The organism is Lactococcus allomyrinae, from assembly GCF_003627095.1.
In the GTDB taxonomy this organism is placed as follows: domain Bacteria; phylum Bacillota; class Bacilli; order Lactobacillales; family Streptococcaceae; genus Lactococcus; species Lactococcus allomyrinae.
On record NZ_CP032627.1, the window covers coordinates 2,352,183 to 2,368,158 of the forward strand.

14 protein-coding genes and 1 pseudogene are annotated in these 15,976 nt (G+C 34.9%); 14 read left to right on the top strand and 1 reads right to left on the bottom strand.

Going from position 1 to position 15,976, the window contains the following annotated elements; all coding sequences use genetic code 11:
• The 13 genes and pseudogenes from D7I46_RS11180 to D7I46_RS11235 all read left to right on the top strand — a co-directional run bounded on the left by D7I46_RS11180 (position 1) and on the right by D7I46_RS11235 (position 12,262).
• Positions 1-729 carry a glycosyltransferase family 2 protein gene (locus D7I46_RS11180; protein ID WP_120772942.1) on the top strand — a complete coding sequence of 243 codons (729 nt, stop codon included), beginning with the start codon at positions 1-3 and terminating at the stop codon, positions 727-729.
• Positions 729-1,085 carry a DUF2304 domain-containing protein gene (locus D7I46_RS11185; RefSeq protein WP_120772943.1) on the top strand — a complete coding sequence of 119 codons (357 nt, stop codon included), beginning with the start codon at positions 729-731 and terminating at the stop codon, positions 1,083-1,085. Before D7I46_RS11180 ends, D7I46_RS11185 begins: the two co-directional genes overlap by 1 nt.
• Positions 1,082-2,134 (top strand): glycosyltransferase family 2 protein, encoded by a 1,053-nt coding sequence (locus tag D7I46_RS11190; RefSeq protein ID WP_240424427.1) that lies wholly within the window; start codon positions 1,082-1,084, stop codon positions 2,132-2,134. The genes D7I46_RS11185 and D7I46_RS11190 overlap by 4 nt, the downstream gene beginning before the upstream one ends.
• A gap of 26 nt (positions 2,135-2,160) precedes the next feature.
• Entirely contained in the window at positions 2,161-3,135 is a 975-nt protein-coding gene (locus D7I46_RS11195) for a glycosyltransferase family 2 protein (protein ID WP_240424542.1), read from the top strand.
• Positions 3,122-4,129 carry a glycosyl transferase gene (locus D7I46_RS11200; RefSeq protein ID WP_120772945.1) on the top strand — a complete coding sequence of 336 codons (1,008 nt, stop codon included), beginning with the start codon at positions 3,122-3,124 and terminating at the stop codon, positions 4,127-4,129. The genes D7I46_RS11195 and D7I46_RS11200 overlap by 14 nt, the downstream gene beginning before the upstream one ends.
• 35 nt (positions 4,130-4,164) lie before the next feature.
• Complete coding sequence (locus D7I46_RS11205) at positions 4,165-5,046, top strand: LicD family protein (RefSeq protein WP_120772946.1); 882 nt, start codon at positions 4,165-4,167, stop codon at positions 5,044-5,046.
• Between the two features lie 11 nt (positions 5,047-5,057).
• Complete coding sequence (locus tag D7I46_RS11210; protein ID WP_120772947.1) at positions 5,058-5,999, top strand: glycosyltransferase; 942 nt, start codon at positions 5,058-5,060, stop codon at positions 5,997-5,999.
• A gap of 51 nt (positions 6,000-6,050) precedes the next feature.
• Entirely contained in the window at positions 6,051-7,487 is a 1,437-nt protein-coding gene (locus D7I46_RS11215; RefSeq protein ID WP_120772948.1) for a flippase, read from the top strand.
• A 6-nt stretch (positions 7,488-7,493) separates the two neighbouring features.
• Positions 7,494-7,913 (top strand): glycerol-3-phosphate cytidylyltransferase, encoded by a 420-nt coding sequence (gene tagD, locus D7I46_RS11220; RefSeq protein WP_120772949.1) that lies wholly within the window; start codon positions 7,494-7,496, stop codon positions 7,911-7,913.
• Between the two features lie 78 nt (positions 7,914-7,991).
• On the top strand, positions 7,992-9,398 hold the full coding sequence (locus tag D7I46_RS11225) for a DUF2142 domain-containing protein (RefSeq protein WP_162930893.1): 1,407 nt from the start codon (positions 7,992-7,994) through the stop codon (positions 9,396-9,398).
• Between the two features lie 15 nt (positions 9,399-9,413).
• Positions 9,414-10,543 (top strand): annotated as a pseudogene (gene glf, locus D7I46_RS11230) (UDP-galactopyranose mutase).
• 40 nt (positions 10,544-10,583) lie between these two features.
• Complete coding sequence (locus tag D7I46_RS13365; RefSeq protein ID WP_162930894.1) at positions 10,584-10,757, top strand: hypothetical protein; 174 nt, start codon at positions 10,584-10,586, stop codon at positions 10,755-10,757.
• An 89-nt stretch (positions 10,758-10,846) separates the two neighbouring features.
• On the top strand, positions 10,847-12,262 hold the full coding sequence (locus D7I46_RS11235; protein ID WP_162930895.1) for a hypothetical protein: 1,416 nt from the start codon (positions 10,847-10,849) through the stop codon (positions 12,260-12,262).
• A gap of 69 nt (positions 12,263-12,331) precedes the next feature.
• Here the strand turns inward: D7I46_RS11235 and D7I46_RS11240 are convergent, their stop codons facing one another.
• Positions 12,332-14,107, bottom strand: a complete 1,776-nt coding sequence (locus D7I46_RS11240) for a GH25 family lysozyme (RefSeq protein ID WP_240424428.1) — start codon at positions 14,105-14,107, stop codon at positions 12,332-12,334.
• Between the two features lie 319 nt (positions 14,108-14,426).
• Between D7I46_RS11240 and guaB the strand changes: the two genes are divergently transcribed.
• Entirely contained in the window at positions 14,427-15,908 is a 1,482-nt protein-coding gene (gene guaB / locus D7I46_RS11245; RefSeq protein ID WP_120772953.1) for an IMP dehydrogenase, read from the top strand.
• Positions 15,909-15,976 lie beyond the last annotated feature (68 nt).

Genomic DNA, 15,976 nt, shown 5'->3' on the forward strand with positions numbered 1-15,976 from the left:
ATGATAAATCCAAAAATATTATTAATTATACCAGCTTATAATGAATCTGAGGGAATCATACAAGTCGTTCAAAAAGTAGAACAATATTGTAAAAATTCAAAGTACTCTATTGATTATGTGGTAATTAATGATGGTTCGACAGATAACGAAGAGGAAGTGCTGAAAGAGCATAACATCAATCATGTGGAACTAATTAATAATTTAGGCATAGGTGGAGCCGTTCAAACGGGCTATCTATATGCCAAAGAAAGCGGTTATGATATTGCTGTTCAATTTGATGGAGATGGGCAACACGATATTGAATCACTTCCACATCTCTTAGAGCCTGTGATAAATGATGAAGCGGACTTTACGGTAGGTTCTAGATTTCTGGATGAAAGTAATTCCGAGTTCAAATCTTCAAAATCAAGACAATTTGGTATAAAATTTCTTTCTTCGCTAATTTATATGTCTTCAAAAATTAGAATTAAAGATGTAACAAGCGGATATCGAGCAGGTAATAAAAAAGTGGTTAATCAATTTGTCAATCGTTATCCCAGACAATATCCAGAACCAGAGAGTTATATGCATTTATTTGCAGGCGATATTAGAGTAAAAGAGGTAGGCGTTCGAATGTTTGAACGTACAACAGGAGCTTCAAGTATAAATATGGTAAAAGGGATAAACTATATGATTAGTGTTTCTCTATCAATCCTAGCAAGTTCACTGTTTGGAAGGAGGGACAAATAATGCCAATACAACTTCGCATTTTGGCTATTTTGTTTGCCGTATTGTTCTTTCTCTATATTACGCGGTTAGTCAGAAAAGACAGAGCAGAAATTCGACATATGTTAAAATGGATAGTTTTAGCATTGGTTATTTTAGTCGGTTCAATATTTCCAGATTTGGGCAGTAGAGTTGCCCATGTTTTAGGTATTGCTACTCTAACCTCTTTAGCTTTATTTATATTAGTTACTCTTTTATTAATTATCTCTCTAAAATATCAAATGTCATTAATCGCAGCAGAAAAACAAATCAAGAACTTGATTCAAGAAGTCTCATTGTTGAAAAAAAAAGTAAATGACAAAGAGGAAAAGAAAAAATGACAATGAGTAAAGTATTAACAATTACAGTGCCAAGTTACAACACAGAAAAATATATTGATGAATGTATGCCCTTCTTGATAGATAATCGAATTGTTGAGGATATTGAGATTATTATCGTAAGTGATGGCTCAAGAGACAGAACAGTTGAATTGGCAAATAAGTGGCAAACAAGATATCCACAAAGTATCCGAGTAATTGAAAAGGAAAATGGAGGCCATGGTTCAACCATTAATCGTGGAATCCTTGAAGCTACTGGAAAATATTTTAAAGTTATTGATGGTGACGACTGGGTCAAGACGGATAATCTAGTTAAACTTGTTGATTTTTTAAAAAATAATGATGTAGATCTTATCAATAATCCATATTTTGAACACGATGAAGTGACAAATGAAGAAACTTTGATGATGAAACTGAATATAAAAAGCAATTTTATCAATGATTACGGAAGTATAATTGAAAATATAAAAATCCCTCCAATGCATACAGTGACATATAGAACGAAGATTCTAAAGGATAATAATATTAGAATTGACGAAAAAATGTTTTATGTGGATGTGGAATATATCACTTTTCCACTTCCTTTTGTAAAAACTCAAGTATATCTCGATTTTCCAGTCTATGTTTATCGAGTGAATTCTGGCACTCAAAGTATGACCATAGGAAATATGGTAAAAAATCGGGCGATGCATTTGGCTATGCTGAAACATGAGTTGGAGTTTATAAAAATCTTACCTTCTACTACCGCGTTTTCAGTCAAAAAAGTCTTGTATCAACGTTTTTCAGAACTTGTTTTAGCTCAATATGTAATCGATTTGTCTATACCAAATAAAAAACAACGTGAGAGAGAAATAAAAGAATTTACCGATTTTTTGAAAGCTGAAAGAATTGATAAAAATGTTAATATGTTGATGATAAGTAAGATTCTTGTAAAAACGAGTGGAAAAATTATATTTCCAGCAGTAAAGTTTCGTAGTCTTGTTCAAAACAATAATACTTGGCGTAATGTTGAACGTCAAGTATTGAATGTAGTAAAGAGGATGAAAAAATAGTGGTAGAACCAATAATAACCGTGATCATGCCTGTGTACAATACTGCAAGGTATCTCCCAAGAACATTAGAGAGTATTTTTAATCAATCCATTGGAGTGGACATGTTTAAATTAATTGCTATTGATGATGGAAGTATTGATAATAGTCTGAGTATACTTAGGAAGTACTTGCAAAAATTCCCTGACAATATGGAAGTAATCAGCAAATCCAATGAGGGAATTGGTCCGACTAGAAATTTAGGGATAGAACGGACAACTTCAAAATATATTGCCTTTATTGATTCAGATGACTATTATGATATTGATTTTTTAAAAAAACACGTCACTAAAGCTGAAGAAACAGGAGCTGATATTGTAAGTAGTGGTTATACGAGGATTACTCCAGAAGGACAAATATTACGTCAGTTTATACCTGAAAAAATTACTGATTATACTAAATATATAACCTTATCCTCTTGCAATAGAATTCACCGAGTGTCATTTCTAACAGAAAAAAAAATTAAATTCTTTTTGGATACTTATGTGGAAGATGCGCCGTTTTCTGTGTTAGAAATAGCTCAAGGAGCAAAATTTGCATTTATAAATTATTCAGGATATTACTGGGTGGCGCACAATGACTCATTTTCGGGTACAAAGATGCGTCTACAAGATAAGGATAATCAAAAACTGGCTCTTGAGCAGCTAGCTCTTTACATTAAAATGGGGGAGAGTTTGAAAAGAACTCCAGAATTTTCATATTTTATGCTTAAAGCCTTAATCCATCAGTTTAAGCAAGGCAGAAATCAAACATCTCAAAAATTTATGAAACATTATGGAAAAGGTATTCGCCTATTAAAAGAGGCTGTTCCTAATTCTTTGAAATTGAGTGTTATAAGTGGAGGACGGGGAGACGAGCTTGAATTAAGAGTAGTCGTATTTCTTTTTTTAGTTATTTATAAACTAAATCTGATGCCTTTGTTATCAAAAATATACTGTACAGGTAGAGAAAATGGGAAAAATTGATATTGTAGTTTCATGGTTAGACGATGGAGATCCAAAATGGAGAAATGAGTTTGAAGTTTATAAAGAAAAAGAACACCTTTCTATGAAGAAGACTTCAGCTAACAATGCATCAAGGTTTAGAGATTATGACACCTTTCGCTATTGGTTTAGGGCAATAGAAAAAAATGCATTTTGGGTTCGTAAAATTTTCTTAGTTACCTATGGTCATTATCCTAAATGGCTAAATTTGAACCATCCCAAGCTAGTGATAGTAAAGCATGAGGATTTTATTCCTCATAAATATTTGCCTACTTTTTCCTCAGTGACTATTGCAATGAATCTTCACCGTATCAAAGATTTGAGTGAAAATTTTGTATATTTCAATGATGATATGTTCTTAATTAATCCAACAAAACAAACGGATTTCTTTAAAAATGGTATACCTTGTGATATGTTGACTTTAATACCATGTGCGACATATGAGGAACTGGATCATCTGCACATTAATAACATGAATCTTATCCATCAAAAATTTTCGAAGCGAGATATAGTAAAAAAGAATTTGCGGAAGATGATTAATTTAAGAACAAGTATACCATATTTAGGGACAACGTTATTGCAGCTCCCATATCCTAATATTTCATATATTATGCATTTTCATTTAGCTACTCCTTTAAATAAATCAATTTATGAAAAATTATGGAATGAGTATCATGGAGAGTTTGATAAAGCTTCTGCTTTTAAATTTAGAAATATAAATGGCATAGATGATTGGTTTATTAGATTGTATTCATTGTGTAGTGGAAACTTTGTTCCTAAGAATATGTACAGATTTGGACGCTTTTTTAAGTTGAACAAGCAGTCAAATATCAATAAAATTGTAAATTCAAAATTGAAACTTGTTTGCTTAAATGACAATGAAGCGCTTGATGATGATGAACTCAATGAAATGACAGTGAAAATTCAGACGGCACTGGGAAATAAATTTCCTCAAAAGTCAGAATTTGAAGTGTAAAATTTAAACGTATAGTTTAAGCGAGAAAGAGGCTAATGGTTTATCAACAGTTGGAGTACCAAAGGTTACTTCAAAAGAGAAGTTTGGAAATTTTAATAGCGATAGATGCTTTTTGTAAAAATAACGATATCAGGTATTTCCTAATCGGAGGAAGCTTACTTGGAGCTGTTAGACACAAAGGCTTCATACCATGGGATGATGACATAGACGTAGGAATGTTACGAAAAGATTATTTAAAGTTTATAGAGCTTTGGAATAATAAAAATGAGAAATTCGATCTTTTAGTAGCAAATGACCATAATGATTATCCATATCCTCTGGCGAAAGTATCGGATAGGAATTCAAGGATTGAAGAATGGATAACAGATAAGTCTGATAAGTACCATTTAGGGATATATGTAGATATTTTTCCTTTTGATTTTGTTGATGATAACGAGAAGGATAGAAAGAAAAGACTTCAAAAGATAAGATTTTGGAATGTGTTGCAGTGGCATTCTAAATTTGCTAACGTAAAAAATCCTAAAGGAACCTCAAAAGTAAAAAATGGAATACTTTTGATAGAGAAATTTGCTATATATTTGGTCCAAAAAACTCTCGGAAGAAAAAAAGTAATAAACGGAGTTTACAATGCTGTTCCAAAGGTTGCTACAGAAAAAGTAGGAAATTATGTTTCACGTTACGGTCTCGTGCGAGAAACATATCCCGTGGAATTTGCTAAGAACCTAGTTGACCAGAACTTTGAAAAAAGTAAGTTCCCGATTTTTTCTGAATTTGACAAAGCGTTGGTGATCCAGTATGGTTCAGACTATATGACTCCGCCAGAAGACATTATGGCGAATCAACATCATGGATTTATTAGCTTAGAAATAGATGGGAAAGTATATATTAAAGATGGAAAAATTTTAGGAGAAAACTGACAGAAATAAAAATGAAAAAAACAATAGTGCTTATAGCGACATATAATGGTCAGAAATATTTGACGAATCAACTTGATTCAATTCGTCAGCAAGAAATTCAACCTGATTATGTTTTGTTGAGAGATGATGGTTCGACTGATCTAACAGTTGAACTGATAAAAAATTATATTGAGAAATATCAGTTATTGAATTGGACGATAGCTCAAAATGAAGCCAATATTGGCTGGCAGAAAAATTTTAGACAACTTTTGATAGATGCTTTATCATTAGAAGCTGACTACATTTTTTTCTCAGATCAGGATGATGAGTGGGCTTTAGATAAAATTAAAAATCAGCTAGACTTTATGGAAAATCATAGTAAATGTCAACTATTATCTGGAGACATTGAAATTAAAAATATCGGAGAAGGAGATTACCATAAGCTCCCTTTCCAATTTGTGGACGGTAATAAGATTGCCTCAAAATTCCCAGCCAGTATTGAATATTTTACCTATAGACTGGGGTGGACCTTTGCCATAAAACGTCAACTGGCAGAAAAAACTATTGAATTTTGGAAGGCAGATTATTTTATAGCTCATGATGTCATTTTTTCTTGTCTGTCAAGTTTGCTTGGCGTAGGTTATAATCTTAATCGGAGCGTGGGTTACCATGTTGTACATGGAGAGAATGCTAGTGTAAAGCCATCAATCACAATATCCAGTAATAAAGCACAGCACGTTAGACATTTATTGAAAGAAGTTCAGTTTTATGAACTGCTTAATCAGATTTTAAGCAAAGATGAAAATCGTTATTCAGTTGAAGTTCAGAAAAAATTAAAATTTTGTAAAAAGAGATATGAGTTAGCTAGGGAGAATAAAGTTTTTCCAGTATTTCTGCAAATATTGCAGGAAGGTAGAATGTACTCAGGAATAAAAAGTAAACTTCGAGATGTTATTTTTGCTTTTAAAAAATAAATTCAAATACGAGTCTCGCAAGTCTACGAGTATTAGATTCAGGAATAATAAATGAAAATAATAAAAAATATGTTCTATAGCACAGCTTATCAGATGATTGCTGTGGCTATTCCACTTATAACAATGCCGTATATTTCGCGAGTGTTAGGAACATCGGGAATAGGTATTAATTCATTTACACTTTCTTTAGTGAGCTATTTTACTTTAATAGGAGCATTAGGAATACAGACATATGGAAATCGAGAAATAGCATATTATCAGAAAGATTTATATCAACGTAGTAAAGTTTTTTTTGAATTAATTATTTTGCAGTTCACAGCTGTTTTTGTTACAATAGGCTCATTTTTACTTTTTGTATCTTTTTATCATAATCCTCAAGTGCAGTTTTATCTTCTCCTTCAAGGAGTTGTTCTATTTTCAACATTATTTAATATTTCTTGGTTTTTCATGGGAATAGAAAATTTTAGAATTATTGTTGTAAGAAACTCTATTATTAATATCGTAGTGGTGGTGCTTACGTTTCTATTAGTCCAACATAAAGAAGATTTGTGGATTTATATTTTATTAACCTCTGCAGCACCTGTTCTTGCAAATATAACCGTTTGGCCCTTTTTACGTCACGAAATTTTGAAAATACCATTAAAGGATTTAAATGTAATCCATCATTTGAAACCAACATTGGTATTATTTATACCACAAGTTTCTGTAAGTATTTATTTGTCGCTTAATAAAAGTATGCTTGGATTTTTAGATGGTTATGAAAGCTCAGGCTATTTCAGTCAAGCGGATTCAATTGTTCGTGTAGCCTTTACAGCGGTCTCTAGTTTTGGAGCTGCTTTTCTTCCTAGGCTTTCGAATTTATTTTCTGAGAATAGAGAGGATGAAGTAAAAAATTTAACCTTAAAGTCGGTTGATTTAATGAATGCAATATCAATTTTTGCTATTGCTGGCTTAATGGGAACCTCTCAGACTTTTGCAGTTTTCTTTTTCGGTAAAAATTTTTATAAAGTTGGGAACTTAATATTAGTTGAAGCCTTGGTAATTATTTTTTTCTCTTGGGCTACAGTTTTTGGGTCACAATATTTATTAGCAGCAAAAAGGAACAAGGATTTTACGATATCTTCAATAGCTGCCTTGGTTGTGAATATAATAGCTAATTTAGCATTGATTCCATTATTGGGAGTTATGGGAGCTGTAATTGCAACATTGTTATCAGAATTTACGGTGGCTTTCTATCGTATTTATGTTGTTCGAGGAGTCTTTCCATTGTCTCAGATATTAAGGGGATTCTGGAAGTATCTACTTGGTGGCGGCGGAGTATTTATAGTTTTGTATATCATAAATTTTTATAATTCTCCTTCAATAATTAGTTACGTACTTCAGGTGATTGTTGCCTGTATGATTTATGGAGTTACTATTTTTTTTACAAATGCTCCAGTACTCAGTGTTGTGCAACCTGTTTTTAAAAATATTTTTAAGAGAAAGTGAGTAGGTATGTCTAGTTCAGAAAAAGTGGTTCTTGTGGCAGGAACATTTGATATTTTACACGAAAGTCACATAAATATGCTTCGAAATGCGCGGAATCTTGGGGAAAGACTAATTGTAATGCTTTCAACAGATGAATTCAATGCAGAAAAAGGGAAAAAGTCTTACCAGGATTATGATACACGAAAATATGTATTGGAAGCGGTAAGATATGTTGATTTAGTCATTCCAGAACAATCGTGGGATGATAAAGCTTTATATGTTGATATGTTCGATGTTGATATTTTCGCCATGGGAGATGATTGGAAAGGAAAATTTGATTTTCTCAAAGACCAATTTCCAGAGCTAAAAATTATGTATTTTCCTCGCGGAAAGACATCATCTTCTAAAATAAAAGAGGAACTAGGTAGCTTAAATTTAAATAAGTAATAATAGTAAGTGAATTTATCGCAAATGTAGTAATATAAGGTATCATATGACCATACTACTTGCAGTATGAGGAAAAGCATGACGTTTAGTAGAACGATGCAAAAAGCATCATTTTTCAATAAAATTGACAGAAAAATCCATAAAATTTATTTAGTTTTAGCTATTTTAATAGGGGTATCTCTTTCTATTTTTATGCCCCTTTTTAATGAACCAGATGGTCAATATCATTATACAGTTGCTACAAATATGGTTGGTTTGTCCAATGACATATCTGCTTATGGTGAAGAATCAATAAGTACTGGGATGACACCTCAGATCATTGAGTATCAATCTGGAAATTATTTTGAAAAATATTTTAAAAATAAAATAGTTAAAATGCCAATGAAAAATTTACCTCGAACTCAAGTTCAACAGCTGCCATCTAAAGAAAGCTATAATTTTTGGGGTCATATTGTTCCTGCGCTTGGTGTATGGATAGGATATCATATTTATCCCTCTATTGGTGTAATGATTGTAACTGCGAGATTATTGTCCACCTTTGTTTTTAGTTTATCCTTGTTCTTTATTATTCGTTTTATAAAACGGGGAAAGTTATTTCTTTTAATTTTATCTTTATCCCCTGTTATTACTAATAGTATAGCTAGTCTATCCTATGATGCGCTAACTTATGTTCTTGCGGCTGCCACATTTTTGATAGTTGTTAACACGCTGATATCGAATAAAATAAGAATCAATACAGTTATTCAGATGTTGATTGGTTCGGTATTTCTATACTTTGGAGCAAAAACCAATGTTAAATTATTGATTGTATTATTCCCTATGGTTCTCTTTGTCGTTTTTTTTAATAAACAAATAGAAAAAGTAACTGTTTGGTGTCATGATCTTTTTAAAAGAAAATGGGTGCTAGTAATTTCCATTTTTTTAACATTATTAGTGGTTACAGGAATGATTTTTTTAGTTTATATTAAGTATCCCAATCAGCTATTTTCACTTTATCGGTTTGTTCTTAATTTTTCTATAAATATGAATCCACTACCAAATACACAGCAAATTTTTACAGGGTTACTTGTTGTCCCAAATGGTCGTTATAATAATATGCCGCTTTGGATTTCAGGTATTTGGTATATTTTACTGGTTCTGGTAATACTCTCGGAGGAAAAAATAACAGATTCTCGTCTTTTTAGTTGGGGAAGTTTAATCCTCTTCTTTATTGGTGTGGCGGGGGTATATTATTCTTATATGCCATACTATATTCCATCATCTTTGTCATCTTTGGATTCCTTGGGGAGAATTGGAGGACTTCAGGGACGTTATTTTACCCCAACATTATTGCTTCTTCCATTATTTGGGGGAAATACAAGATTTAAAACTAAAATTGCTTCGGAAAACTCTATATGGATTTTTTCGGTAGTGATTATTGTAATTTCAAATGCACTTCTGCTTTTTGGAACATTGTTTGGAATGATGTATAATGTGCATTACTAGTAGCAGGGAGAAAAAATGAAGTATAACACGAAAAATTATGATTACTTGATAGTTGGTTCGGGACCTTATGGAGCAGTTTTTGCTTATGAGGCCGCCAAACGAGGCAAACGCGTCTTAGTCATTGAGAGGCGAGAGCATGTCGGTGGTAATATGTATACACATAAAGAAGAAGGAATTAATATTCATGACTATGGGGCACATATTTTTCATACGGATAATAAGAAGGTTTGGGATTATATCAATCAATTTACAGAATTCAATGGTTATATTAATCAGGTTATTGCTAACTACAAAGGTGAGTTGTATAATCTCCCTTTTAACATGAATACTTTTTACCAGATATGGGGAGTAAAAACACCTGAAGCAGCAGCAGCTAAGATTGCTGAACAAAAGAAAAGTGCTGGCATCATGTCTCCACCTAGAAATCTTGAAGAACAGGCTATTAGCTTGATTGGAACAGATATTTATGCTAAGTTAATTAAAGGTTATACCGAAAAACAATGGGGACGGAAGGCTACAGATCTTCCTGCATTTATCATTCGTCGTCTACCTGTACGTTATACTTTTGATAACAATTACTTCAATCATCGTTATCAAGGGGTACCTGTCGATGGTTATACGATTATCTTTGAAAAAATGCTTGATTCTGAATTGATAGACGTCAAGGTAAATACGAATTTCTTTAGTGATAAGGAAGCTTATCTTGAAGAGTTTCCACGGATTATTTACACTGGTATGATTGATCAGTTTTTTGATTATCAATTTGGTGAATTAGAATATCGTTCTGTTCGTTTTGAATCTGAAACTTTTGATTCAAATAATGTGCAGGGGAATGCGGTGATTAACTATACTGATGCAGAAACGCCTTTCACACGCGTGATGGAATGGAGACATTTTGATAAAAAAGCCAGTGACGGGAAGTCCATTTTAACAAAAGAATATCCGCAGGATTGGGAGCGAACTAAAGAAGCTTATTATCCCGTGAATGATGAAAAAAATTCTTCTCTATTTCGTAGGTATAAAAAGGAAGCTGAAAAAATAGATAAAGTATTATTTGGGGACGTCTGGGAAACTATCAATACTACGATATGGATCAGGTTTTTGGTGCTGCTTTAAAAGCAGTAGATAAAGAGTTTGACAAATAAATCTTGTTGAAACTGAGAGTGAGAGTGGTAATTAAGTAGAATGAAAAAAATAGATTTGTTAAAAAAAGTTGCTCTTCTTTGTGGCTTGCTTGTGACAATTGTCAATTTTAGGATAATTAGTGCCTCTACGATAGCAGAAAAAGTAGCAGTTGATTTACACGTTACTAATAATGGAGTACCAATTGTGGGGGGGCATATACCGCTTATAATTTAGACAATGCTTATCAAAAAATTATTTCGGGAGATATAACAAGTAAGATTACTCAAAGTTCAAATTGGAAGACTTTGCAGTCTGAAGTCCAAGTGGATCCTACAAAGGTCAATCCAGATATAATTGAGTTTTCTAATGGTTTTTCTATAGGTCCTGGAATTAGGCATAGTGCAGAAGAAGCATTTTCTATAATGGGTTATATGCTTCAGATGAAGGGTCTTCCATTATTAACAGATCTTAATGGGAAGGAGACGGAAAGTATTGTATTCCACCAACCTGATAGAGGGAGAGCTGCTCTTACTTTTACCAATTTCTCAGGGGAGGCTATTGCTGAACTACCATTAGGACCAGTAGCAATAACAACAAGAAGTGGAACTTTTCAAAAATTAGTTACAATATCAAAGGAAAAACAGAAGATAGATTTAGATATTGCTAATTTGGATAATCGGTTAAAGATTTCTTTTGAGGCTAGTAAAGGTGACAGTTTAACGGATTTTGGAAGATATGTAGTAGAGTCGGGACAGAGAAATTTTTTGAGTTTCAAAGTTATTATTTCTAAAAATTTCAATCGATTAGGAGGTGCGTTTGTTTTGACACCCTCTCCTAATTTGGTTATTGACTCTGTAACTCCAGATTCTAATATTGAAGGTTTTGATGTTTCGGCTATTACAGGATCAGGAACAAACCCATCAGAAAGTTTGAGCCAACAACTCATTGTTCCAGCTTTGTCCAATAATTTGGTGCTTACGGTGAAAGCGCATGTTATTTCGACTCCTGTTGGAAGCATTTCGCCAGGTGGATCAACTATTTCTATTTCGGGAACAGATGATAATGCTTTGGCAGCAAGTGCAAAATCTCCAGCCGTTGTCCTTACTGGCATTAATTTTGCAATGGCAAATGAGCAAGGAAATAAATTAGTAACGAACAGGCAATATCTTTTGGGGAGATATGTGAAAAATGGGTATGAGATATATTCTGCGACTCAAGGTTGGGTCAAAGAGGAAAGTTTGAAAGAAGTCAATTTGGAAAAAGTGACGGTTTTGAGAGGTGGATTACAATATATGATTGGTAATTCGGAAATCCTTCCAATTCCTAAAGCTACAAGTCGATTTAACTTTAATGCTAAAGAAAACGGTAAGATTAACCAGTCGTTAATTCAGATTATAGGACTTGCTGAAGGAAGTAACTATTTCATGTATCCTGTGGAAAATTCAACAGATAAAGAATTATTACTAAAACCGATTAATTTCTCTGTCTTTGCCAGATTTAGCATCACTAGAGATGGTGTATTAATTACTAAAAATTCAATTGGAGAAGCAAGAAACCAGAACTTTTCTTTTAACACGAGCATTCCAGATTTTCAAAGTGGGGTTAATGAGTATAACGTCTTATCAATAGGGCAAAAAAAGTCTAACGAGTTTAATGCTCAGATAAAAATCATCTTACCGATAGTATTATTGACCTTGTTGATTGTTGTCATTGGTATCATTGCGGCAATAATTTTATAGTGTTAAGAACAAACCACCCATAATTATGGGTGGTTACTATTTTTTGCTTATAATGGTTTATTCTTATAATTAAGGTGCAGGATTAGCTTTAGGAATAATCTTTATCTCCAAAGCCTCCATCCGAAGTCCTTTTCCTACTGTTCCAGCGGTTGCCCCATTAGATACCCACGCTTGCCAACCGATACTTTGAACATGAGCACGGTAATAAACATTGAAATAGTTTGAGAGTCCACCTGTAAGTTTTATCTCTATGGCTTCATCTCTCAGTCCCTGTCCTGTCGTTCCAGAAATACTATTGTCAGATACCCATGCTTGCCAACCAATTTTTTGAGATTGACTCCGATAGGTTATTCCACCTGTTACTCCTGAAGCAATATTTTGAAGTTCTACCTTCAAGGCTTCCATCCTAAGTGACTTCCCTGTTGTTCCTGATAAAGCACCATTCACAACGGGGGCTTGCCAGCCGATATTTTGAACATGAGTACTATAACTTACTGTTGGAAGAGTCAAATAAGGGAAAGTGACAGAACCGTTAGACGGTGCGGCGCTTCCTTTGGCAACGAGTTGGACTTGCACCGCTTCTATGCGGTAAGCCATTCCAGAAGTCCCTGCAGTCTGCCAATTCTTGGTCCAACCGAGCCAGCCGATATTTTGGACGTAGGCGCGGTAATAAACGTCGTATTGACTAGCGATAGATCCAGTGAGCTGCATTCTAAATGCTTCCATGCGCTTGGCTTGTCCTACTGTTCCAGCGATTGCTCCATCTGTGGCGGTCGTGCTTTGCCAGCCTATTCCTTGAACATAGGCTTGATATTGAATATTACCTGAGAGGTTGGAGGGAAGATTAAGAAGAGAGGCTTTAAGCGCTTCAACCCTAAGCGCAAGACCAGTTGTTCCATTGGTTTGACCATTGTAAGTGGGAGAGACCCAGCCATAATTTTGCACTTGAGTTTGATAAGAAATACTTGGGGAAACGCTAGGAGTCGGAGAACTTGGCGTAAAAGTATTACTGTAATCAATAGAAGTATCAAGGCTATTATTTTTTAGATTGGTTGTACCTTGAAAGCGCATTTGGCTGGTGTATTGCCAAGCGCCGAATTTGGAGTTGTTGGTTTGGGCGGTTGCCCAGCCGGAGTTGTTTGCAGGGGTGTCATAAAGGTATTGGGCTATCCACATGTTTTTCGCACCGCCTAGTGTGTTGTAGTTCATTTGGACGGTTGCGGTATTTGTGCCTACCCAAGATAGTGAGGAATAAAATTTGGTATTGGCATAGCCTAATGATTTTAGTTCATTTGCGAATTGAGCTGCGGCCGTGGCCCAGTCCATATTGTTTGGGTTGGGACCGATGATTGTCCCGCTACTGTTTTTATAGGGTTGTTCACAATCCATAACCATTACTGTGTTGGCAGGAAGTCCAAGATTTTTGGCAGTGGTTGCAAAATATTGAGCTTCTTTTATAGCTTGGCTATTTCCTGCACTTTGAGAATTTGCACCAGTCAAGGTTGCATAGTGATAGACAGCAATATTTAGACCAGCAGCTTTTGCCATTTGTATATGAGATTTTGCGTAAGGATTGGTGTAAGTTGTCCCTTCGGTCAACTTAATCACTACAGTTTTCACTCCTGAGGATTTGAGACTATTAAAATCTGCTTGGGTTAGCCAACTTTGATAACTTGAAATATCTACAACATCAGGCGCAGGTATTCCAGTGGTTGAGGGTGTAAGGTTAACAGTCGTTTGTGCCATGGCTGGAGTAGCTGCAGCGAAGGAACGGAGCAAAGGGGATTCTGATGTGGAAGTGACTGAGGAGGTAGGTTCAGTCCCGCCTGCTGCATAGGTTCCCATTGCAGTATCCGCTTTTGCATATGAGACTATATTAATTATTCCGAGGAGCAAAAGAGCTGTGACGAAGGTTTTAATTTTTATTCTGCATTTCATGGTTATATTGTAACACAAAATAATAAGAGACAAAAATTAGATAAAAGCTGATTGGAATGTCTTTAATTAATGGGCTATCATTGTAGTTTTTATATTTCTTAAGAAATGTTGTTTTGTCAGTGCTTACACATATTTAATAGGTTGAAAAGCTTATGAAATCGTGGTAGAATGGTAAAAATAAAAAATTGGCGACTGCCATAGAAATAATATTGGAGGAATATTTTCGATGTCAAACTGGGAAACTAAGTTTTTGAAAAAAGGATTTACTTTTGATGATGTGTTGCTGATTCCGGCGGAATCTCACGTCTTGCCTAATGAGGTGAGTATGAAAACGAAATTAGCGAAGAATTTGACGTTGAATATTCCGATTATCTCTGCTGCAATGGATACTGTGACAGATAGTAAAATGGCGATTGCGATGGCGCGTCAAGGTGGTTTGGGCGTTGTTCATAAAAATATGTCAATTGAACAACAAGCTGAGGAAATCCACAAAGTGAAACGTTCTGAATCTGGCGTTATTACTGATCCATTTTTCTTAACTCCTAATCATAAAATTGAAGAAGCTGAAAATTTGATGGCGACTTATCGTATTTCTGGTGTACCGATTGTGGATACGCTTGAAAATCGGAAATTGGTGGGGATTATTACCAATCGTGATTTGCGTTTCATTACGGATTATAATCAACAGATTAAAAATATGATGACCTCTGAAAACTTGGTTACAGCACCTGTTGGAACAACTTTGGATGATGCTTCACGTATTTTACAAGAAAACAAAATTGAAAAATTACCTTTGGTTGATGAAGATGGTAAATTGGCTGGTTTGATTACAATCAAAGATATTGAGCGTGTGATTGAGTTTCCTAATGCGGCAAAAGATGAGCAAGGACGTTTGTTGGTTGCTGGTGCTGTAGGAGTGTCATCAGATACTTTTGAACGTGCGGAAGCTTTGTTTGCTGCTGGTGCGGATGCAATTGTTATTGATACAGCACACGGGCACTCAGCTGGTGTTTTGCGCAAGATTCGCGAGATTCGTGACCATTTTCCTGATCGGACATTGATTGCTGGAAATATCGCAACGGGCGAAGGCGCACGAGCTTTGTTTGAAGCTGGTGTGGATGTCGTGAAAGTTGGGATTGGTCCTGGCTCTATCTGTACGACACGTGTGGTTGCTGGTGTGGGTGTGCCTCAGATTACAGCAATCTATGATGCAGCGAATGTCGCGCGTGAGTTTGGTAAGACGATAATCGCTGATGGTGGAATTAAATATTCAGGTGACATTGTGAAAGCTTTGGCTGCTGGAGGAGATGCTGTCATGCTTGGCTCAATGCTTGCTGGTACGGATGAATCTCCTGGTGAGTTCGAGATTTTCCAAGGACGTAAATTTAAGACTTACCGTGGGATGGGTTCTCTTGCCGCGATGAAGCAAGGATCGAAAGACCGTTATTTCCAAGGTGCTGTTAATGAAGCGAATAAACTTGTCCCAGAAGGAATTGAGGGACGTGTAGCTTATAAGGGAACTGCGACGGATATTGTTTTCCAAATGCTTGGTGGTTTGAAAGCTGGTATGGGATATACTGGAGCAGCTGATATTATTGCTTTGCACGAGTCAGCTCAATTTATCGAAATGTCAGGTGCAGGCTTGAAGGAATCTCATCCGCATGATGTGCAGATTACGAAAGAAGCACCAAATTACTCTGTTCAATAATAATGAAAATGCCTGTCAGTACTGACAGGTTTTTTTGTTTACTGACAGAAAGTTATCAGTAGTTTTTG